21 protein-coding genes and 2 pseudogenes are annotated in these 19,932 nt (G+C 56.5%); 11 read left to right on the forward strand and 12 right to left on the reverse strand.

Annotated features, from left to right (window positions below):
* Positions 1 to 164: 164 nt before the first annotated feature.
* Together copI and queF are read left to right on the forward strand one after the other, a co-directional pair.
* Complete coding sequence (gene copI, locus ODQ19_RS06205; protein ID WP_330209575.1) at positions 165 to 686, forward strand: copper-resistant cuproprotein CopI; 522 nt, start codon at positions 165 to 167, stop codon at positions 684 to 686.
* Positions 687 to 752: 66 nt separating this feature from the next.
* Positions 753 to 1,583: an NADPH-dependent 7-cyano-7-deazaguanine reductase QueF gene (gene queF, locus ODQ19_RS06210; RefSeq protein WP_116665101.1), complete on the forward strand. Its 831-nt coding sequence runs from the start codon at positions 753 to 755 to the stop codon at positions 1,581 to 1,583.
* A gap of 152 nt (positions 1,584 to 1,735) precedes the next feature.
* Here the strand turns inward: queF and ODQ19_RS06215 are convergent, their stop codons facing one another.
* Both ODQ19_RS06215 and ODQ19_RS06220 read right to left on the reverse strand, forming a co-directional pair.
* Entirely contained in the window at positions 1,736 to 2,002 is a 267-nt protein-coding gene (locus tag ODQ19_RS06215; RefSeq protein WP_116665100.1) for a DUF4404 family protein, read from the reverse strand.
* A 111-nt stretch (positions 2,003 to 2,113) separates the two neighbouring features.
* Positions 2,114 to 2,722, reverse strand: a complete 609-nt coding sequence (locus ODQ19_RS06220) for an HAD family phosphatase (RefSeq protein ID WP_330209576.1) — start codon at positions 2,720 to 2,722, stop codon at positions 2,114 to 2,116.
* Between the two features lie 195 nt (positions 2,723 to 2,917).
* On the opposite strand from ODQ19_RS06220, the gene ODQ19_RS06225 reads away from it, so the two are divergent.
* Positions 2,918 to 3,607, forward strand: a complete 690-nt coding sequence (locus ODQ19_RS06225; RefSeq protein WP_003189688.1) for an MlaA family lipoprotein — start codon at positions 2,918 to 2,920, stop codon at positions 3,605 to 3,607.
* Between the two features lie 137 nt (positions 3,608 to 3,744).
* Here ODQ19_RS06225 and ODQ19_RS06230 read toward each other — a convergent pair whose 3' ends face one another.
* Positions 3,745 to 4,041, reverse strand: coding sequence for a PilZ domain-containing protein (locus ODQ19_RS06230; protein ID WP_003189689.1), 297 nt, complete (start codon positions 4,039 to 4,041; stop codon positions 3,745 to 3,747).
* 276 nt (positions 4,042 to 4,317) lie between these two features.
* Here ODQ19_RS06230 and rssB point away from each other — a divergent pair, with 276 nt between their 5' ends.
* Together rssB and rssC are read left to right on the forward strand one after the other, a co-directional pair.
* On the forward strand, positions 4,318 to 5,499 hold the full coding sequence (gene rssB / locus ODQ19_RS06235) for a two-component system response regulator RssB (RefSeq protein WP_014717527.1): 1,182 nt from the start codon (positions 4,318 to 4,320) through the stop codon (positions 5,497 to 5,499).
* Positions 5,499 to 5,981 (forward strand): anti-sigma factor antagonist RssC, encoded by a 483-nt coding sequence (gene rssC, locus ODQ19_RS06240; RefSeq protein ID WP_003172602.1) that lies wholly within the window; start codon positions 5,499 to 5,501, stop codon positions 5,979 to 5,981. The genes rssB and rssC overlap by 1 nt, the downstream gene beginning before the upstream one ends.
* A gap of 198 nt (positions 5,982 to 6,179) precedes the next feature.
* Here rssC and tal read toward each other — a convergent pair whose 3' ends face one another.
* The gene (gene tal, locus ODQ19_RS06245) at positions 6,180 to 7,106 is read right to left on the reverse strand and encodes a transaldolase (protein ID WP_019818234.1); all 927 of its coding nucleotides are present in this window, start codon (positions 7,104 to 7,106) and stop codon (positions 6,180 to 6,182) included.
* A 413-nt stretch (positions 7,107 to 7,519) separates the two neighbouring features.
* On the opposite strand from tal, the gene ODQ19_RS06250 reads away from it, so the two are divergent.
* The gene (locus ODQ19_RS06250) at positions 7,520 to 8,266 is read left to right on the forward strand and encodes a hypothetical protein (RefSeq protein ID WP_116665096.1); all 747 of its coding nucleotides are present in this window, start codon (positions 7,520 to 7,522) and stop codon (positions 8,264 to 8,266) included.
* Between the two features lie 195 nt (positions 8,267 to 8,461).
* On the opposite strand, the gene dusA is transcribed toward ODQ19_RS06250, so the two are convergent.
* From dusA to ODQ19_RS06280, 6 genes and pseudogenes are all read right to left on the reverse strand, one after another.
* Positions 8,462 to 9,448: a tRNA dihydrouridine(20/20a) synthase DusA gene (dusA, locus tag ODQ19_RS06255; RefSeq protein WP_330209577.1), complete on the reverse strand. Its 987-nt coding sequence runs from the start codon at positions 9,446 to 9,448 to the stop codon at positions 8,462 to 8,464.
* 83 nt (positions 9,449 to 9,531) lie between these two features.
* Positions 9,532 to 9,816 (reverse strand): annotated as a pseudogene (locus tag ODQ19_RS06260) (type II toxin-antitoxin system RelE/ParE family toxin).
* Positions 9,806 to 10,048 (reverse strand): CopG family ribbon-helix-helix protein, encoded by a 243-nt coding sequence (locus ODQ19_RS06265; RefSeq protein ID WP_330209578.1) that lies wholly within the window; start codon positions 10,046 to 10,048, stop codon positions 9,806 to 9,808. The pseudogene ODQ19_RS06260 and the gene ODQ19_RS06265 overlap by 11 nt, the downstream one beginning before the upstream one ends.
* Positions 10,049 to 10,347: 299 nt before the next feature.
* Entirely contained in the window at positions 10,348 to 11,355 is a 1,008-nt protein-coding gene (locus ODQ19_RS06270; RefSeq protein WP_330209579.1) for a hypothetical protein, read from the reverse strand.
* A 302-nt stretch (positions 11,356 to 11,657) separates the two neighbouring features.
* A complete protein-coding gene (locus ODQ19_RS06275; RefSeq protein WP_330209580.1) occupies positions 11,658 to 12,407 on the reverse strand; it encodes a hypothetical protein in 750 nt (249 codons plus the stop codon).
* A 252-nt stretch (positions 12,408 to 12,659) separates the two neighbouring features.
* Positions 12,660 to 12,875, reverse strand: a pseudogene (locus ODQ19_RS06280) (hypothetical protein).
* Between the two features lie 524 nt (positions 12,876 to 13,399).
* Here ODQ19_RS06280 and ODQ19_RS06285 point away from each other — a divergent pair.
* Together ODQ19_RS06285 and ODQ19_RS06290 are read left to right on the forward strand one after the other, a co-directional pair.
* Entirely contained in the window at positions 13,400 to 13,765 is a 366-nt protein-coding gene (locus ODQ19_RS06285; RefSeq protein WP_330209581.1) for a DUF6124 family protein, read from the forward strand.
* 147 nt (positions 13,766 to 13,912) lie between these two features.
* On the forward strand, positions 13,913 to 14,131 hold the full coding sequence (locus tag ODQ19_RS06290; RefSeq protein ID WP_330209582.1) for a hypothetical protein: 219 nt from the start codon (positions 13,913 to 13,915) through the stop codon (positions 14,129 to 14,131).
* A 186-nt stretch (positions 14,132 to 14,317) separates the two neighbouring features.
* On the opposite strand, the gene ODQ19_RS06300 is transcribed toward ODQ19_RS06290, so the two are convergent.
* A complete protein-coding gene (locus ODQ19_RS06300) occupies positions 14,318 to 15,505 on the reverse strand; it encodes an MFS transporter (protein ID WP_072446757.1) in 1,188 nt (395 codons plus the stop codon).
* A gap of 481 nt (positions 15,506 to 15,986) precedes the next feature.
* On the opposite strand from ODQ19_RS06300, the gene mqo reads away from it, so the two are divergent.
* Complete coding sequence (gene mqo, locus ODQ19_RS06305; RefSeq protein ID WP_330209583.1) at positions 15,987 to 17,633, forward strand: malate dehydrogenase (quinone); 1,647 nt, start codon at positions 15,987 to 15,989, stop codon at positions 17,631 to 17,633.
* Between the two features lie 64 nt (positions 17,634 to 17,697).
* Here mqo and ODQ19_RS06310 read toward each other — a convergent pair whose 3' ends face one another.
* The gene (locus tag ODQ19_RS06310; RefSeq protein ID WP_116665089.1) at positions 17,698 to 18,369 is read right to left on the reverse strand and encodes an NADPH-dependent F420 reductase; all 672 of its coding nucleotides are present in this window, start codon (positions 18,367 to 18,369) and stop codon (positions 17,698 to 17,700) included.
* Positions 18,370 to 18,468: 99 nt separating this feature from the next.
* On the opposite strand from ODQ19_RS06310, the gene ODQ19_RS06315 reads away from it, so the two are divergent.
* On the forward strand, positions 18,469 to 19,365 hold the full coding sequence (locus ODQ19_RS06315) for a LysR family transcriptional regulator (protein ID WP_330209584.1): 897 nt from the start codon (positions 18,469 to 18,471) through the stop codon (positions 19,363 to 19,365).
* A gap of 170 nt (positions 19,366 to 19,535) precedes the next feature.
* On the forward strand, positions 19,536 to 19,865 hold the full coding sequence (locus tag ODQ19_RS06320) for a hypothetical protein (RefSeq protein ID WP_330209585.1): 330 nt from the start codon (positions 19,536 to 19,538) through the stop codon (positions 19,863 to 19,865).
* The last annotated feature ends 67 nt before the right edge of the window (positions 19,866 to 19,932 follow it).

Below are 19,932 nucleotides of genomic sequence, written 5' to 3' on the forward strand. Positions count from 1 at the left end.
CCTTCGCGAGCAAGCTCGCGCCTACAGAAAACATCGGGCTTTATACCGTGCTCTTTAAGGTATGGGCGCAAGCTGACAAAGTTGTAATCTAGCAGTCAGCTGGCTGGCAGCGAGGCCATCTTAAAGTGTTGCCCAAGCTGGATACCTATTGTGGAGAGTGAAAGATGGCGTTGCGTACACCCCTGTTAATGGCGGGCTGCCTGTTGGCGTTGAGCTTCAATGCCCTCGCAGATGCGACTCACACCTACGCGTTCGGCCAGCCGGCCCCTGCGGATAAAGCCACGCGCACCGTTGAAGTCACGCTGCAGGACATTGCCTTTGAGCCCAAGTCCCTGGACGTCAAAGCCGGTGAAACCGTGCGCTTCGTGCTGGTCAACAAAGGCCAGTTGCTGCATGAGTTCAACCTGGGCGACGCGGCCATGCATGCCGCCCACCAGAAAGAGATGTTGCAGATGCAAGCCAGTGGCATGCTCACCGCCACCGGCATGGGCAAGATGGATCACAGCGCCATGGGCCACGGCGACATGGGCGGCATGAAGCACGACGATCCCAACAGTGTGTTGGTAGAGCCGGGCAAGACGGCCGAACTGACCTGGACGTTCAAGCAGGCCACAGGCCTTGAGTTCGCCTGCAACCTGCCCGGGCATTACCAGGCGGGCATGGTCGGCAAACTGACCGTTGAGTGAGGCGTTTGTTAAGGGCGGGGGCAAAGACTGGTAGACTGGCGCGGTTTATTTAGCCAGGTTTCCGCCATGCATCCCGCAGCCGAACATTCGCCGCTGGGCAAGTCCAGTGAATACATCAGCACCTACACGCCTTCGTTGCTGTTTCCGATTCCACGCGCCGCCAAGTGGGCCGAGCTGGGCCTGAGCGCCGAGACCCTGCCGTACAAGGGCGTGGATTTCTGGAACTGCTTCGAACTGTCCTGGTTGTTGCCCTCGGGCAAGCCGGTGGTAGCCATCGGTGAGTTCAGCATTGCGGCCGACTCGCCGAACATCATCGAGTCCAAGTCGTTCAAGCTGTACCTCAACTCGCTGAACCAGACCGCGTTTGCCGATACGCAAAGCCTTGAAGCCACCCTGCGCACCGACCTCAGCTTTGCGGCCGGCAAGCCCGTGAACGTGCGCATTCGCAGCCTGGCCGACATTGAGGCAGAAGGCGTGATGGCGTTGCCGGGGGTGTGCATTGACGACCTGGATATCAACGTCAGCAGTTACGAACACCCGCGCCCGGAACTGCTGCGTTGCGATGATTCGCGCGTGGTGGAGGAGAGCGTGCACAGCCACCTGCTCAAATCCAACTGCCCGGTGACCAGCCAGCCTGACTGGGGCAGTGTGGTGGTGGAATACCGTGGTGCGGCGCTGGATCACGCCAGCCTGCTGGAATATATCGTCAGCTTTCGCCAGCACTCGGACTTTCATGAGCAGTGTGTGGAGCGGATCTTCCTGGACTTGCAGCGCTTGCTCAAGCCGGAGAAGTTGACCGTGTATGCGCGGTATGTGCGTCGGGGTGGGTTGGATATCAACCCGTATCGCAGCACTGAGAACACCCAGTTCCTGAACGTGCGGCTGGCGCGTCAGTAAGCCTTACCCAAATCCCAATGTGGCAGGGGGCTTGTGTGGGAGCGGGCTTGCTCGCGAATGCGGTGGGTCAGTTACACATGAGCTGACTGATACACCGCATTCGCGAGCAAGCCCGCTCCCACATTTGGTTGTGTGTTTGGCTTGGGATTGGGTTAGATGCCGATATTGCCCAAGGTGATCATGATATTGCGCAATGTCCCAGAAATGACTGGATGTTCAGCATCAAACTCTATGGCCGCTTGATTCACATCGTCGGAAATACTGGGTGTCTGAGTTGCCGGTTCCAATTCAAGTTGCATTTCGAACTTGGCAATCAGCGCCTCCAGTGCTTCACGTTTCTCTACTGGCAGCGGTGGCTCCTGTTCCAACTGCCCGCGCAGGATCTCGACCTGTTCTTCCAGTTTTTTGCGATCAGGCATGACGTTCTTTCCTTTTATCGATAGGCACTGGCATAGACCGCGGCACGCCGCGAAAGGTCTACGGGCTGACCTGTAGATTAATCCACTGGCGCCAACTGTGCATGATCTCGATCAGGGCTTCTCGCCCTTGAGCTGGCGCAGGCGGATGTCGGCCAGGCAGGTGCCGAGTTCGCCCAGGTGGTCGATCACCGAGTGCACGCCCAGGCCATAGAGCGCCACCGTGGCCTTGCCGCGCTTGTATTCGCGTTGCTGCTCGGTCAGCGCCTGCCATTGCTGGGGCGACAGGCCGCAGAGCGAACCGCAGGAGGCCAGGCCGATGGTCCACAAACCGGCATTCAGGCCCGATTGCAGCAGGCGCGGCTCGCCGCTGACCAGTACGCAGCCTTCCAGGCGTTCGATGTTCAACTCCATCAAGGCTTGCCAGCAGGCGTGGGGCGCGGGCCAGCGAATGGAGGAGGGCGAGGCGGCCTTGAGCCAGCCAGGCAGGCCGGCGCAGAGTGGCGTGGTCACGGCGGGAGGCAGTTCATCCAGCCAGGCGCAGGGCACGCCTTGTTCTTTGAGGCTGCGCAGGATTTTCAATGCGCCTGGCGTGGCCTCGGCGTCGGCGCACGGTGAGTCGGTGCGCGCCAGGGAACCGAAATCCACCAGGCAGCCACTCAGGCCAAATAACACGGCGGTCAATGAGGGGGCTGCGGCGACGGCAATTTCGGCGTGTGGCATCTGAACGTCCCTGAAATAGCTGCCACGCTATCGGGGCGGCATGACAAGGGGATGACACTGTCGATATTTGTAGGAATTTTGTGCATTTTACGTAAGACGATTCTAGGTGGCTGCCTAAATCGGCACTTCCGTCATATACTGACGGCCTTATTCAGGGCATAGCGCCCATGACAGACCATTCAAGGAGCAAAAGCTATGCGCTGGAGCCAGTACTTCGCTCAGCTATCGGTGTGTGCCACCATCCTGTTGGCACCGTTCGCTGCCCAAGCGGCCTCGGAAGATGACCCGTGGGAAAGCGTCAACCGCCCCATCTTCACCTTCAACGACACCGTTGACACCTACGCCCTCAAGCCAATCGCCCAGGGCTATCAGTTCGTCACCCCACAATTTGTGCAGGACGGCGTTCACAACTTCTTCCGCAACATCGGTGATGTCGGCAACCTGGCTAACAACGTGCTGCAACTCAAGCCGCACAATGCCGGCGTCGACACCGCCCGCCTGTTGGTCAACACCACATTTGGCGTGCTGGGCTTTATCGACGTCGGCACCAAAATGGGGTTGCAGCGCAGCGACGAAGACTTCGGCCAGACCCTGGGCTACTGGGGCGTGGGCAGTGGCCCGTACGTGATGATCCCGTTGCTGGGCCCAAGCACCTTGCGCGATGCACCGTCCAAATACGTCGACAGCTACACCCAACCGTACCGCTACATGAACGACATCGGCTGGCGTAACAGCACCTTCGGCCTGAATGTCGTCGACGTGCGCGCCAGCCTGCTCGACAGCGAGAAGCTGATCAGCGGCGACAAGTACACCTTCATTCGTAACGCTTACCTGCAAAACCGTGAGTTCAAGGTCAAGGACGGCAAGGTCGTTGACGACTTTTAAGCTGTGACGTTTTGAAATGAAAAAGGCGACCTTTGTAAGGTCGCCTTTTTTGTGCGCGCTGATCGTTCCCCACGCTCCGCGTGGGAACGCATCCCGTGACGCTCCGCGTCACCCTTGCGCAGGGGCTGGATGCTGCGTTAGCGCATTTTCAGAATCTTGAGGCCCAGATGCTGGTCATCGCCTACTGCCTTGGTCCACACCACCTCGGTATCCGCTTCAAGACCCCTAAGCGCGGCGTGCTCTGAATCAATGCGCACGGTCAGCAGGTCGCCCACAGTGAACTGGCGGGGGGCCTGCACCTGCATGCCGGAACTGGAGAGGTCCACGCAGGTACCGGCGATCTCCTGCCCGGCATGGATCAAAGACACATCGGCATCTATTCGCATGCGGATGAAATCGCGTTTTTCGGCGTAGTCGCGCTCGTGTTCGCTCACAGCATCCATCCTTACTTTGCGTTGTGGTTGTGAGGGTTCTTATAACTCCCGGTGATTTGCGGTGTAAAGACGCCCGGCGACCATCGGCATGAGCTTGAAACCCCTCACGGATGGGAGTACCGTCTGCGCCTTAGAAGGGCACCTCTGCTTTACCGTTGTGCATGGGCCAAATCCCAATGCTTTGTAGGACAGAGAGGCTAGAAAGCGAATCCAGTACGTGAGCCCGGCCATTGCCGAGCCGCCTACGCCAACCTAATTCTGGCGCCGTTTGCCCACATGCAAAAAACCAGTGCCACGCTGCTGATAATCGATGACGACGAAGTAGTGCGCGCGAGCCTCGCGGCCTACTTGGAAGACAGTGGCTTCAGCGTCCTGCAGGCCAGTAATGGCCAACAGGGTCTCCAGGTATTCGAGCGCGACAAGCCCGACCTTGTGATCTGCGACCTGCGCATGCCCCAGATGGGCGGCCTGGAGCTGATTCGCCAGGTGACCGACCTTGCCCCGCAAACGCCGGTGATTGTCGTGTCCGGTGCCGGTGTCATGAACGACGCCGTCGAAGCCCTGCGCCTGGGCGCTGCCGATTACCTGATCAAGCCCCTGGAAGACCTGGCCGTGCTGGAGCACTCGGTGCGCCGCGCCCTGGACCGTGCACGCCTGCTCCTGGAAAACCAGCGCTACCGCGAAAAGCTCGAGACCGCCAACCGCGAGCTCGAAGCCAGCCTGAACCTGCTGCAGGAAGACCAGAACGCCGGTCGCCAGGTGCAGATGAACATGCTGCCGGTCAGCCCCTGGACGATTGACGAGTTCAAGTTTGCCCACCAGATCATCCCGTCGTTGTACTTGTCGGGTGATTTTGTCGACTATTTCCGTGTCGATGAGCGCCGCGTGGCGTTCTACCTGGCCGACGTTTCCGGCCACGGCGCGTCTTCTGCCTTTGTGACCGTGTTGTTGAAGTTCATGACCACACGGCTGTTGTTCGAGTCCAAGCGCAATGGCACCTTGCCGGAGTTCACCCCCTCCGAGGTGCTGGGCCACATCAACCGGGGCCTGATCAGCTGCAAGCTGGGCAAGCACGTGACGATGGTCGGCGGTGTGATCGACGAAGAAACCGGTCTTTTGACCTACAGTATTGGCGGCCACCTGCCGATGCCTGTTTTGTACACTCCTGACAGTGTGCGCTACCTGGAAGGGCGTGGCCTGCCCGTAGGCTTGTTTAACGAAGCCACCTACGAAGACCACATCCTGGAACTGCCGCCGACCTTCAGCCTGACGCTGATGTCCGACGGTATTCTGGACCTTCTTCCAGAGCCTACACTCAAAGAGAAAGAAGCCGCCTTGCCCCAAAAGGTCAAGTCGGCGGGCGGCAGCCTGGATGGCCTGCGGCAGGTTTTTGGATTGGCCACGCTAGGGGAGATGCCGGATGATATCGCCCTATTGGTGTTGAGCAGGAATCTTTGATGAGTACCGGAAGAATCCAATTCGCCGAGCAAGACGGGACCTTCGTCCTGAAATTTGTCGGTGAAGTGCGCCTGACCTTGTGTTCGGCCCTGGATGCGACGATCGAGCGGATCTTCACAGCGCTGAATTTCTCGGCGATTGTGATCGACCTGACCGAAACGCGCAGCATCGATAGCACCACCCTGGGCCTGTTGGCCAAGTTGTCCATTCTGTCGCGGCAGAAGGTCGGCCTTTTGCCGACCGTGGTCACCACCCACGAAGACATCACCCGTCTGTTGCAGTCCATGGGGTTTGACCAGGTGTTCAACATCGTTGACCGCCCCATCCCGTGCCCGGAATGCCTCACCGACCTGCCGTCCCAGGACCAGTCCGAGGAGGTCGTGCGGGTCAAGGTGCTGGAAGCGCACAAGATCCTCATGGGCCTCAACGAGTCCAACCGCGAAGCCTTCCACGACCTGGTCAACGCCCTCGAGCGGCACTGACGGCCTCCCTGCCCAAACACACACACAGTCCAATGTGGGAGCTGGCTTGCCTGCGATTGCTTAGTGTCAGTCGATGAAGTGTTGGTTGGCCCACCGCTATCGCAGGCAAGCCAGCTCCCACATTGGTCGGCGGTGACACCAACGCACAAAAAAGGGCGACACCCTCACAGGTGCCGCCCTTTTTGCCGCTATCTGCCTTTACAGCTTGGCCGACAACAACGCCTCCAGCTTCTCCTGGTCCCGAGCAAACTGACGAATCCCCTCCGCCAGCTTCTCAGTCGCCATCGCGTCCTCGTTGGACTCCCAACGGAACTGAGCTTCAGTCATATGCACCCGCGCCTCACCGGCGTGGCCTGGCGCCAACTTGCGCTCCAGCTTGCCTTCATCGGCTGCCAGCTTCTCCAACAGGTCCGGGCTGATGGTCAGGCGATCACACCCGGCCAGCTCTTCGATCTGGCTCAGGTTACGGAAGCTCGCACCCATCACCACAGTCTTGTAGCCATTGGCCTTGTAGTAGTTGTAGATGCGCGTCACCGACTGCACGCCCGGATCATCGGAACCGGTGTAGTCGTTGCCGTTGGCCTTCTTGTACCAGTCGTAGATACGGCCCACAAACGGCGAAATCAGGAACACACCGGCTTCAGCACAAGCCACGGCCTGCGCGAAGGAGAACAACAGCGTCAGGTTGGTCTGGATGCCTTCTTTTTCCAGCTTCTCAGCGGCGCGGATGCCTTCCCAGGTGGAGGCGATCTTGATCAGCACGCGGTCACGGCCAACCCCAGCCTTGTCATACAGGTCGATCAGACGGTGCGCACGCTTGAGAATCGCGGCCTCGTCGAACGACAGGCGCGCATCCACCTCAGTGGAAATACGGCCCGGCACTACTTTGAGAATCTCTTGACCTACCGCCACCGCAAAGCGGTCACTGGCCAGGCCCACATCGCCGTTGCAATCTTGCACACACTCATCCAGCAGCTTGGCATAGCCAGGAATCGAGGCAGCCTTGAGCAGCAGGGAAGGGTTGGTGGTCGCGTCTTGCGGCTTGAGCTTGGCGAGGGTGGAAAAATCGCCGGTATCGGCTACGACGGTGGTGAATTGCTTGAGTTGTTCCAGCTTGGAAGTCATGGGCGTGCTCTGTCCTGTGGGTCTAGTGACATTACCCGAGCGCTGGCAGGCGCTCAAGGGCGCAAATGCGTTAGGTCGTTTGCGAGGGCAATAACCTGGAAACGGCCGTTTGAATAACCGGCAGCGGTGCTCAATTGGAGGGCAAAATCGCAGCTAGGTTCAACCGGATTCCACCCGACCTGCGCCACCGGTTTCAAGCCAGTTGATAGAGGTAATATCAATGTTTTGAAGTTGTGAAAAGTTTATTTTCCATCTCTTTGGTTGTTGCTGTTTTTGCTTGTGCTATACCTGATTGGCAAACGCTAACTTAGGCCGATAAACACTCTGATGACATAACTGTCCGCGGCGAAGTGGTGGGTGCCTGTGCATTAAAATCTGTTTGTTTGTTAGTTTGAAAGCAAAGGAGAGATGTAATGAAACGGAATATATCAACGCTATTCGCCGCCCTGGGTTTTATTTGTTCAACAACGGTATTTGCCGATGTGACGGTACAGCAGGCCCTCAGCGCCGGTTGTTACGATACACAGGAAATGCGTGGCATCATTGACACCGCCAAGGCAGGTAAACCCATGGGGAGCCGCACCCTGGAAAAGGAAAATGAGCTGAACTCATCCTATGGCGGCAAGATCACCGACTCCCGAGTGACTGCGCCTGCCACCTGGGTGTACCGCGCGTATGAGAGCGCAGACACCAACAATTGGCACGTCCAGAAGCTCAAGGCCGGAGTGATCTACTCCAAGGCTCAAAACGACCTGGACAAATATGTCAAAGGAGGCGGCACACCCCAAGAGTACTGGGCCATCGATGGGCCTGACCTGCACGCGCTGGGTTTTAACGGCGCCACCTACACCACAATGCGACTGCTCGCCTTACAGTCCAGCGACACCCCGAAAAGCCAGTTCGTGAGTTTTGCACTGGACTACGCCACCACCGGAACCTTTGGAGATGCCGTGTATGCACTTCAAGTAAACCCGAACTCACCCATTCTCGGGTTGGTAAACTGCAAAACGCCAGGCGGTGAAGTTCAATTTCAAATACTCGGCGGCACCACATTCAACACGCTTTACCGCAAAGTCAGAACCGATAAAGATTGGAAAAGGTATAACCGAGACACCGACCAATGGGTAACGGTGCCCAAAGGAACAGTGCCGGAAAACTAAACAACAGTGCAGCAAGGGCCGGCAGCAACTGCCGCGCCCTTGCAATCACCGCTGAACATGTAGGAGCTGGCTTGCGATAACGTCGGTACACCCAATGAGCGCTTACCTGACACTCACCAGGCAAAAATGTGGGAGCTGGCTTGCCTGCGATAGCGGAGTGTCAGCCTCCATCTAAACCAACTGACACTCGACCAATCACCGCCCCTCCAACAACGCCCCCGCCTGATCCAACAACGCCAACGGATCCGCCGCCTTATGAATATCCACCGACAACAACTGCCTGAACTTGCGCGCCCCCGGAAAACCAGTGCCCAACCCCAGCACATGCCGAGTAATGTGGTGCATCGTCCCACCACTGGCCAAATGCTCAGCAATATAAGGCCGTAACTGCACCAACGCCTCCGCCCGACTGATCACCGGCGCCTCACTACCAAACAACCGCTGATCCACCTCCGCCAACAGATACGGATTGTGGTAAGCCTCCCGCCCCAGCATCACCCCATCAAACGTCTGCAAATGCTCCTGGCACTGCTCCAATGTCTTGATCCCACCGTTGAGATTAATCTCCAACTCCGGAAAATCCCGCTTCAACTGCGCCGCCACGTCATAACGCAACGGCGGAATGTCCCGGTTCTCCTTGGGCGACAACCCCTCCAGAATCGCAATCCGCGCATGCACGGTAAAACTGGTGCAACCGGCGTCCTTCACCGTCCCGACGAAATCACACAGCTCGGCATAACTGTCCCGGCCATTGATGCCGATACGGTGCTTTACCGTCACCGGAATCGACACCGCATCGCGCATAGCCTTCACACAATCCGCCACCAGGGCAGGGTGCGCCATGAGGATCGCGCCGATCATGTTGTTCTGCACCCGGTCGCTGGGGCAGCCGACGTTCAGGTTCACTTCGTCGTAACCGGCGGCCTCGGCCATACGGGCGCAGGTGGCCAGATCGGCCGGAACACTGCCGCCCAGTTGGAGCGCCAGCGGGTGCTCGGCTTCGTTGTGGCGTAGGAAACGGTCGTGGTCGCCATGGAGGATAGCGCCGGTGGTGACCATCTCGGTGTAGAGCAGGGCGTGTTTGGAGAGCAGGCGCAGGAAGAACCGGCAGTGGCGGTCGGTCCAATCCATCATGGGGGCGACGGAGAAGCGGCGGGAGAGTGGGGCGGTTTGTAGGGACATGGGGGATCTGAGTTGGCGAGGCGAATGGGGCGTAGTTTATCAGGGATGGACCTTGGGTGCCGGGGAGGCGAGTTTTGCGTGCATTACCACTTCGAGCGAGGACGTTGCCGTGTGTGGAATACGCCAAGGATCTGCGGTCGATCACCCCGAGCTCTATACGGGATCAGATAGGACCAGTTGGGAGCCGCCCATTTGCGGGTATGTTTCACCCGACCTTCGAGTCCCATAGAAGAAAACTGAGCCAGTCTGTCGGCACTGGTGAAAATGGCATCCGAGAAGTCGTCGGCGGCTTTTGGATTTTCAAGAGCGATATAGTTTGCTTCGTCTTCCAGATTTTTGAGTGCTTTTTCAAGCTACTCAACCCGCATTCCTGCTCCAGCGCCTAGCGCGCATGGCTGCTACTTGGTCATCAGTGGTGAGTTTGCCTTCGTCGGCGTCTTTTACCGCCAGCTCGATCTGAGCGGTTAGCGTTTTTTCGTGCTCGATGTAGTCTCGAAGAACGTCCATCGCCAGGTAGCTTGCTGTCTGACCGTTGGTTTTGGCTAGGTCGGCGAGAGAGTTGGAGAGGTCTTCCGGCAGGTTTAGGGATATTCCAGTCATGGCAGCCTCGATGATGGATGGTTGTGGGGCATCTTACACCGTGAAGCGTCGGGTTGAAGCAGCAGGCCGTCGCGAGGTGTGTCTGGGAGTGAGTCGTTTGCTTTTCCTTTGCCAACTCAAAACCCGATATCGTGGCGGATAAATAAATCTGTCCCCTTTTGTTTTTTACAGAATGGATAATTCCAATCCATAACTAACCAGTTAATTTTGGCCCTGACTGGCAGCTATAAACTATAGCTGCCGAGGGCGCAAGGAAAAGACGGTGGTTAATTTATTATTAGTATAAATATGCTATCGCTTTATGAGAATTTCTTGTCCTCTAAATAGTTAATTAATTCTTGTGGGTCTTTAAATTCTTCATGTTTTTTTATGAGTGTCATTAGTACGTTTATCACATATATTAATAGCGTGTAATAGTCGGAGTCTGTTATTGGTTTTTTTCCGCCGTGTGCAATTATACTGCGCGCCCCATAAGCTAGTTTGATAGATTTTTTAATCTGTTTTCTACCTGGTAGCGTGTTGTTGATGATTAATGCTGTTGACTCTGCGATGGTATTTGCGATTGGTTCGCCTTTTGGGGGGGTGAAAAGTGTTTCCAGTGCAATTATGAGATGGAGGTATTTATTTTCATGCTCTGATTGCGTTATAGCTGAAGATAACCAGTGAACGGATCTCAGTAATGACTCTTGAAATTTACTCGGCCTTTCAATTGTCAGGAAAGCAACAAGCGACATTGCGCCTGTTTCCTTCATGTGCTCGATTGCGTCTTCATCAATAATTAATGGTCTGAAGGATCCTACAGTGTCTCCGGTAACGATGACTCCGTCGCAACTTGATACAAAACCTCTGCGCTCGGCTCTTGGATGGTCTCCATCAAGGCCAATTCGAATATCTTCCGAAAAGTTATATAAGGTTTTTGATGTGAACCTTAAGATATCGATTACTCGTCTTGCCTCATCTTTCGCTCGTTCAAATGCTCGCGCGGGCTCTGCTATGACTTTAAACTTTGCTACGCAATGATTTTTTAATTCTGACCTAAAATCATTTGCGACTATCCTCTCAAAGGATTCCTCGTTATCTTTTTTGAGATTGAACTTCTGTGCGATAGATTGAATTTCCGTTTCAGCGTAATTATCGTCGCAGCGTTCCAAGGTCAACTTCCCTAGCGTTAATGGGGCGGTAACTTGGATCCCTTGGATACGTAGGTAAACGGTTTGCTCTATATCATAGGATTGCATTTTTGAAATAAGATCGGCAAGCATAGAAGTGATGGCTTCCACGCTTAGATTGCTGTCTTTGATGCGCATTGCAAATATTTTTTTAGCTCGGTATTTGAGTATTTCTCAGAGATCCTTTCCGACACGTTTGCTGCTTTAATCAAGTCACTTGAAAGTTCAATTAATTTTATCGGTTCTCCTCTAGGTAACGTATATGAAACTCCGTCGTGAAGAGTCGGTATTTCTCCGTTTCGTGGGGGAGCAGCTAGCTCCGCTATTGCGATCAATTTTTCAGCGAATGGTCTTATTGCCTGCTTTTTCATAACGCTCCCTAGTATGACGACGATCTGGCTAACTGAATACGAAATACTGATTGTGGGTATTTAAATTTTTCATTCGGCTTCCCGGTCACTCTCCTCAGTCAATTTTCTATGATAATTTTGAATTGCTGCTTCCAAGCTTTTGGTATATCGATTAAATTCACTCACGGCGTAAGTTAGAAAAGCTTCATTCATAACTATTCCATTGAACAGGTTTACCTGCACCCCCACAGTCCTATTAATGGCTTTCAATAGCCTTTTTTCTTTGGAAGTTTTCTTGTCTATCCTAGATAGGATTTCATTGTAATCGGGAGCAGTACCATCGTTGTGAATCATGATGTTCCGAATCACTGTAAGGTGATCTACATCATGTATGTCCTTGGCACCAATCGTTTTTTTAAGGATGTTGTGAGCCTTTTCTATCGGCCCCATACCTTTCGGTTCCTTTTCGTTTTTTATCAAATCAATCATAAATCTCAGGCAGTTACTTATGCGGTGTTCGAACAAGCCAAACATTGTCAGGAATGCCGATCGTCGAGTGAGCTGAGTTATTAAAAACTTATATTCAGATTTTACTTCATCAAAATCATAACCGACACATGAGCCGCAAGAGTAATACTTTCTGGTGTATGGGTAGCTTTCGCCAAACTGATCACACACCTCATCTTCAAACTCATCTTCTGTCACAGCCCCTGGCTCATCAGCCTCTTTGACTGCGAGAAGCACATTTTTCTCCGCCTGCTCGGCAAGCATTTTCATTACCGAAATAGACTCGGTAAGAGCAAAGAGGTTTAGATTGAATGTTAAATTTAAGTTTGCCAAGTTAATTCCCTTTTTATTGTATAATGAGAAATTATGCGCATGCTCATCGACTCACGAACGCGGGTCCTCATTAAAATGTTAGCGTTTCGATGCATGTGTCAATAAAGACTTTCCTTCTAATTGACTTTTTGGTTGCTTATCGATCGAAGTGCAATCCCTCAAGTTACGTGTTTACGCCCCTGTCATTTGCAATTACCGCTCTTGGCAGGACTGTTCGACTAAGGATGGCAGCAATCGGCCGATAACTGACATTTAGGTGAGGTTTGCCCTTCCCAATCGAGCCAGGCCTTGTTTGATATGGCCCGCGTTTTCACCAATCGTGTGAAGCGCCCCTCGAACATTCTCACCCACTTCTAAAGCGTTTTGCTGCTCAGCCTAAAGAGTCAGCTCCATCACAGCCGCTTCCACGGCCAGTTGATTTTGATAAAACCGTTCTAGCACGTCCGTCAATGAGTACTCGCTTGCCATGGTTTGCGGCTCGTTTTGAAAGAAATCAAGCATAGCAGTGGCAGCTCTCGGATTTGCGAAAGGCAGTGAAAAAGAGGGCACCGGATAGGTGCGTGGGAATAGTGCTGGTACGAAAGTGGTACGGGTGGGTGGCGAAGGTGCTGTAGTGCACGTTTTGTAAGGTCTGTAGGATTAGTCGTTCCAATCCATCATCGGTTCGAAGGGGAATGATAGGATGATCCCGGGAATAAGCTTAAGAAATTTCCCACGCTTTTCTCGGCTTGCCCCTCAGACCTCCCCTGGCTAACCTCCCTAAACCGCTGGAAAACCAGCGGTCGGATGTGGAAGTCCGTACCAAGCTAAGACGCAATCGTCACAAACACCTACCGGCGTTTTTTTACGTCTGTATCATGTGTTTCGGCGGCTGTGCGCGGGGCACTTCGGTGCGCCGGGTCCTTAGCCCTGGTCTTCCACACCTGCGTACAGCTGCCACCTCTCATGTGGAAGTGAGACTGGTAGTTCCTAAATAGTTAAGGAGCTTCGCCATGTACAAGATCACACCTAATCCGCCTTATGCTTCAAACGCGGCATCCTCTGATCCAAAGCTTCAAGCAGCAGCCCACCGAGCAATCCATCATCACTTGCCCCCATCCGACGACGCTGCGCCCGCCGAAAGCCCAAGCGACAACCTATTCCTCGTAAACCCAACCATCGACCCTGAAACCCTCCTGGCCAACGCCGCCGAAAACCTCGCATCCGCCAACGAAATGGCCGTCACCTTGGCGTTCGACCTCGACGACTCCCAGCGCGCCATCGCCTTGGGCATTCAGCAGTTAATCGAGTTGAGCTCGCTGCTCGTTGGTCGAGCCCAGGAGCAAGTTGCGCCTGTAGCTGCCTCAGTTAAAGCCTGACAACCCACCCTGCCGCCTTACCCAAGGCGGCAACCTGAACTCATGCTGTCCCCCCGCAAAGTTTCATAATTCCCTGCGCCGTTGAGGTCTACGATTCCCCTACTGAGAGAGGGCCCCAGCGCCTCCAGCCCACAGGGAACTGAAACCATGATCTCGAACCTCGTCAAAGTTGTGATGATCACCGGCACGTTGCTGTTGAGTGCTTGTTCATTTTCACCAGCCTTGAGCAGTGACCCGTGCTTTTCAGGCGGATGCCAGGCATTTGGTGACCATAGCCCCAACAAAGCCGCGAAAATGAATTTTGGCGGTAGTGGGCTGGGCAGTAGTTATGGGGAGTATGGTTCGGGGCTGCTGCATGATGATTGATGGAGTGGGGGCAAGCACTAATGCCTGCCAGTTAAGCGTCATCGCCTTCTGTAGGAGCGAGCTTGCTCGCGAAAAACGTCAACGATAATGCGGGCTTCCTGAGTGAACGCGGTGCCGGTGAGTTTTTCGCGAGCAAGCTCGCTCCTACAACTGGAAGCCCCACCTACAGTTTGATCCAGTAGGGCGTCAGTGGCCGCCTTTCATGCGCCGGGCGATCAGGTAGAGGCCCAGGCCCACCAGGGCGGTCGCGGCGCCGATGTAGCCGGTGCTGGTCCAGCCGAGGCCGGCAGTGATGGCCATACCGCCAAACCACGGGCCGAGCGCATTCGCCAGGTTAAACGCCGCATGGTTCGACGCTGCCGCCAGGCTCGGGGCCTCGTGGGCGATGTCCATCAGGCGAATCTGCAACGGTGCTGCCAGCGCAACCATAGTGCCCACCAACCCCATGCTCAGCAGCACACCCCACAGCGACGAGGCGGCGAAGGGGAAGAACAGCAGCACGGCCATCGACCATACCAATATCAAACCCACCGCCCTAAATTGCATGCGATCGAACAGCTTGCCACCGGCAATGTTGCCGATGATGCCGCCCACGCCAAAGGCGGCGAGGCCAAACGGAATCCACTGCGGCGAGACCTTGGTCACTTCCAGCATGGTCGGCGCCAGGTAGCTGAATACGCAGAACATCCCGGCAAAGCCAATCGCGCCGATGGACAGGGCCATCCATACCTGGGGTTTGGTGAAGGCGCGCAGTTCTTTGCGCGGGTCGCTGCGTTGTTCGTCGTGGCGGTGGGGCACGAATTGCCAGACCAGGGCGATGGTGAGTAGGGCGATCACGCTGACCAGAGCGAACGCCGAGCGCCAGCCCAGGTGTTGGCCGAGGAAGGTGGCGATAGGGTTGCCCAGCAGCATGGCCAGGGTCAGGCCCATCATCACGCGGGCTACGGCGCCGGCGCGTTTGTCGGTGGGCACCATGCTGGAGGCAACCACGGCGGCGATGCCGAAGTAGGCGCCGTGGGGCAGGCCGCTGATAAAGCGGAAGGCCACCAGCGAACCGAAGGTGGGGGTGAAGGCGGTGGCGAAGTTGCCTAGGGCGTACAGGCCCATCAGCAACAGCAGCATGTGTTTGCGCAGCAGCTTGGCGCCGAGGATGGCCAGCAGTGGGGCGCCGACCATCACGCCCAGGGCGTAGGCGCTGATGGCGTGGCCGACTTGCGGTTCGCTCAAGCCCAGGTTTTGGGCGATGTCGGGCATCAGGCCCATGATGGCGAATTCGCCGGTGCCGATCGCGAAGGCGCCCACGGCCATGGCCGCTTCCATTTTGGCGGCGCTGCGCGCGGGCAGTACCTGCCCGGGTGTTTGCTGGATAGTCATGGGTAACTCTGTGTGAAAGGTGTGCACGAAGGACGGTCGCCGATGCTACGCAAGCCGCGACGAAGGTGTCTAGAACCGCCATTTTCGGCAGAGTTCCACGCCTGTGACCGCAGGTCGCGGCTGCCAGGCTTGACAGGGGCGCATTAAAACCGGCGATTTAGGCCTGTCAATTGGCCAAACGGCGCATAAACGCTGTTTAGCGTGATATTCTGCGCGCCGTCTTGGTCTAGTCTTTCCCTGGTGCGTACACCCGTATACGTCCCAGCGGTTGGCTGTTGCCCAGGTAGCTGAGCCAATAACGATAAGAAGTCAGCGCAGAAGGGACATAACAGTGAGGTCGATCCATCGGCCTTGTGTGCCCACCCTGCAGCCTTCATGTGAATGTGCAGACCCCGCGGTACGTTGCCTGACGTAGCGTGAACGAGGGTTACTCATGATCGGGGGCAGTAGGGCGGATGGCGTTTTATCATAGGTGCTACTGATGTTTAAAAAAGTAAACACTGCCCTGCTGGGGCTGGCTTTGTCGATGGGGATCACGTCCGTTCACGCGGAAGAGGCAAAGAAAGTCGATGTGCTGCTGATCGGCGGCGGCATCATGAGTGCGACCCTGGGTGTCTGGCTCAATGAGCTGGAACCGGACTGGTCGATGGAGATGGTCGAGCGCCTCGATGGCGTGGCCGAAGAAAGCTCCAACGGCTGGAACAACGCCGGTACCGGCCACTCGGCCCTGGCTGAGCTGAACTACACCCCGGAAGACAAGAACGGCAACGTTGAGATCCCTAAAGCGGTCGAGATCAACGAAGCGTTCCAGATCTCCCGTCAGTTCTGGTCCTGGCAGGTTCAGCAGGGCGTGTTGAAGAACCCGCGTTCGTTCATCAACTCCACTCCGCACATGAGCTTTGTGTGGGGCGATGACAACATCAAGTTCCTGAAAAAGCGCTACGAAGCCCTGAAGGCCAGCCCGCTGTTCGCTGGCATGCAGTACTCCGAAGACCCGGCGCAGATCGCCAAGTGGGTTCCGCTGATGATGGAAGGGCGTGACCCCAACCAGAAAATCGCGGCCACCTGGAGCCCGATCGGCACCGACGTGAACTTCGGCGAGATCACCCGCCAGTTCGTCGCTCACCTGCAAACCACGCCGAAGTTTGACTTGAAGCTGTCGAGCGAAGTGCAGGACATCACCCGCAACGACGACGGTTCGTGGCGCGTGAGCTACAAAAACCTCAAAGACGGCACCAAGACTGAAACCGACGCCAAGTTCGTGTTCATCGGCGCCGGCGGCGGTGCCTTGCACCTGCTGCAGAAGTCGGGCATTCCTGAAGCCAAGGAATACGCAGGCTTCCCGGTCGGTGGTTCGTTCCTGGTGACCGAGAACCCGACCATCGCCGAGCAGCACCTGGCCAAGGCCTACGGCAAGGCTTCGGTAGGTTCGCCGCCGATGTCGGTTCCGCACCTGGACACCCGCGTGCTGGATGGCAAGCGCGTGATTCTGTTTGGCCCATTCGCAACCTTCTCGACCAAGTTCCTCAAGGAAGGCTCGTACCTGGACCTGCTGACCAGCACCACCACCCACAACATCTGGCCTATGACCAAAGTCGGTATTCGTGAATACCCACTGGTCGAGTACCTCGCCGGCCAACTGATGCTGTCCGATGACGACCGCTTCAAGGCGCTGCAAGAGTACTTCCCGAACGCCAAGCAGTCCGACTGGCGCCTGTGGCAAGCCGGCCAGCGTGTGCAGATCATCAAGCGTGACGAAGAGCAAGGCGGCGTGCTGAAGCTGGGTACCGAAGTGGTCAGCTCTGCTGACAACACCATCGCAGGCCTGTTGGGTGCATCGCCAGGCGCGTCCACCGCGGCTCCGATCATGCTGACCGTGCTGCAAAAGGTGTTCAAGGACAAAGTAGCCAGCCCGGCCTGGCAGGAAAAACTGCACCAGATCGTGCCAAGCTACGGCACCAAGCTGAACGACAGCCCTGAAGCGGTTGCCAAGGAGTGGGCCTACACCGCCGGTGTCCTGCAACTGACCCCGCCACCTGCGATTCCGCAGCTGGCTGCTCCACAGGCCACCGAGGCTGCCAAGCCTGCGGCTGAGCCAAGCAAGCCGGTGTCTGACCTGGCGCTGTAAGCAACATCTACGAAAAAGCCCGCTGAACCGGTGACGGTCAGCGGGCTTTTTTGTGGGGTAATGTTCAGGATCGCGGCGGGTGTCGCTCAACCGGGGGCAGCTCAACCGCACGTTCGGCCGCCTCCAGCGCAGCCTTCAAGCCAGCCTGGTCCAGGCGCACGCAATACGCAGGTTTGGCCCGCTCGAATCGCCAGCTTTCATCCAGCCTACCGGCATCCACGGCATCGAAACCCAGTTCGTCGAGTAACGTAATCACTTGCGCCTTTGCCGCAGCGTCATCTGCTGCCACTGGCAATGCGCGGCGGTCAGGAGCGCCGCGCGGGCGGGCATCCTGCGTCAGGTCTGGGGCGAAGATCGCATTAAATACTTTTACCACGTGTGATTGCGGCAAATGGTCGGCCAGCAATCGGCTGGTAGTGGTTTCAAAACGGTCGAGTTGCGGGATATGCCCATCGCGATCGGGGTAGTAATTGTTGGCGTCCATCACCGTCTTACCCTCCAGCCATTGGGCAGGGACGCTGCGGTAGTGCTCCAGCGGAATCGCCACGAGTACTACATCGCCAAACCTGGCGGCATCATCCGCGCTGCCCACTTGCACGCCGAGTATGCCGCTCACCACGCTGCTCATGGTGTGTGGGCCGCGGGAATTGCTCAACATCACCTTATGCCCGGCGGCAAGCGCCAGTTGCGCCACGGCACGCCCGATAAAACCTGCTCCAATCACGCCAATCTTCATGTGCTTGCTCCAGTGGAAGTAGGACGTGGCTATGATGATTGGCAACCATAACGTGATAAATCATCATTTTGGTGTAGGTGTTGTTACTGGGAGTTGGGAATGATGGACCGCCTATCAAGCATGAACGCCTTCGTGATCGCCGCTGAATTGGGCTCCTATGCGAGGGCAGCCGAACGCTTGGGCATGTCGCCGCAGATGGTGGCCAAGCATGTCACCGCGTTGGAACAACGTTTGGGTGCGCGATTGCTCAACCGCACTACGCGTCGACAAAGCCTGACTGAACTGGGAGGGGAGTATTACGAACGCTGCAAGCATATCCTGACGGAGGCCGAGGCCGCCGACGCCCTGGCACAGGTCATGAACGACACGCCGCGCGGCAAGCTGAAGGTCACCGCCCCGGTGACCTTTGGCTCCTACAGCCTGATGCCGTTGATCACCGGGTTTTTACGTGACAACCCACAGGTAGAAGTCGATTTGCACCTGACGGATCGTTTCGTCGACTTGGTGGAGGAGGGCTACGACGCCGTGTTTCGCATTGGTCCGCTGGGCACGAGCGGCCTGACGGCGAGGCCTCTGGCCCCTTATCGGTTGGTGGCCTGCGCTGCACCGGCTTACCTGATGGCGCGAGGCACGCCGCAGAAGCCGGTAGATCTTGAACATCATGAGTGCCTGGGCTACGCCTTTTCATCGCGTCCGGCGGATCGAGAGTGGGTGTTCTTCCAGGGCACGGTTTCCTACAAGGTACAGGTGGCCAGTCGTTTGCTCATCAATGAAAGCCGGGCCTTGATGTCGGCGGCATTGGATGGCTTTGGCATCGTGCTCGGCCCGCAAGACTTTCTGCGAACGGCGTTGGCGAGTGGCGAGTTGGTGCGGGTGCTACCGGAGTTTGAGGCTCCGAGCCGGTCGATGCATTTGGTCTACACCGCAAATCGCCAGCGCACCGCCAAGTTGCGGTGCTTTGTCGAGGCTGTGCTGGGACGTTTTGGTCCGGTATGAAGGATCACCGCCGTGGCGGTCGCCGGGAGGCACGTTAAAGGTCTACAGGTTCAGCAATCTGACAGACATCTCCTGTTAAAAATAACCCAGGCCCAAGCAGGGCCCGGCTGCAACAAAGGAAGGATTTCTTTCTGATGCAGGTGTTGGGCGTTCGCGCCCGAGGGTTTTGTATGTTGCTACGTTATGCAGCATTGGCCGCCATGGTGGTCGCGGCATCCGGGTGTGTGCAAGAGCGTGTTGTGCATGAGCGCAGGCCGGCGCAACACGAGTACGTGGATGTGGTGGCGCCGCAACCGCCGCCGGTGCAGGTGATCGAAGTCGAGCCGGCGGTGCGCGAAGGTTATATCTGGTCACGCGGTTACTGGCGTTGGGAAGGCGGGCGCTATGTGGCGGTGCACGGCCATTGGGAGCCGGTGCGCCAGGGCTATCGTTATGTACACCCGCACTGGGTGCAGCGTAATGATGGCTACCACTGGCAGATCGGCGGCTGGGTTCGCTGACCCAACCTCATCACTCTTTCCTCTGTAGGAGCGAGCTTGCTCGCGAAAAAACGTCAACGGTTACGCG

Origin of the sequence: Pseudomonas sp. AM4(2022) (assembly GCF_036346515.1) — a bacterium.
GTDB lineage: Bacteria > Pseudomonadota > Gammaproteobacteria > Pseudomonadales > Pseudomonadaceae > Aquipseudomonas > Aquipseudomonas paracarnis.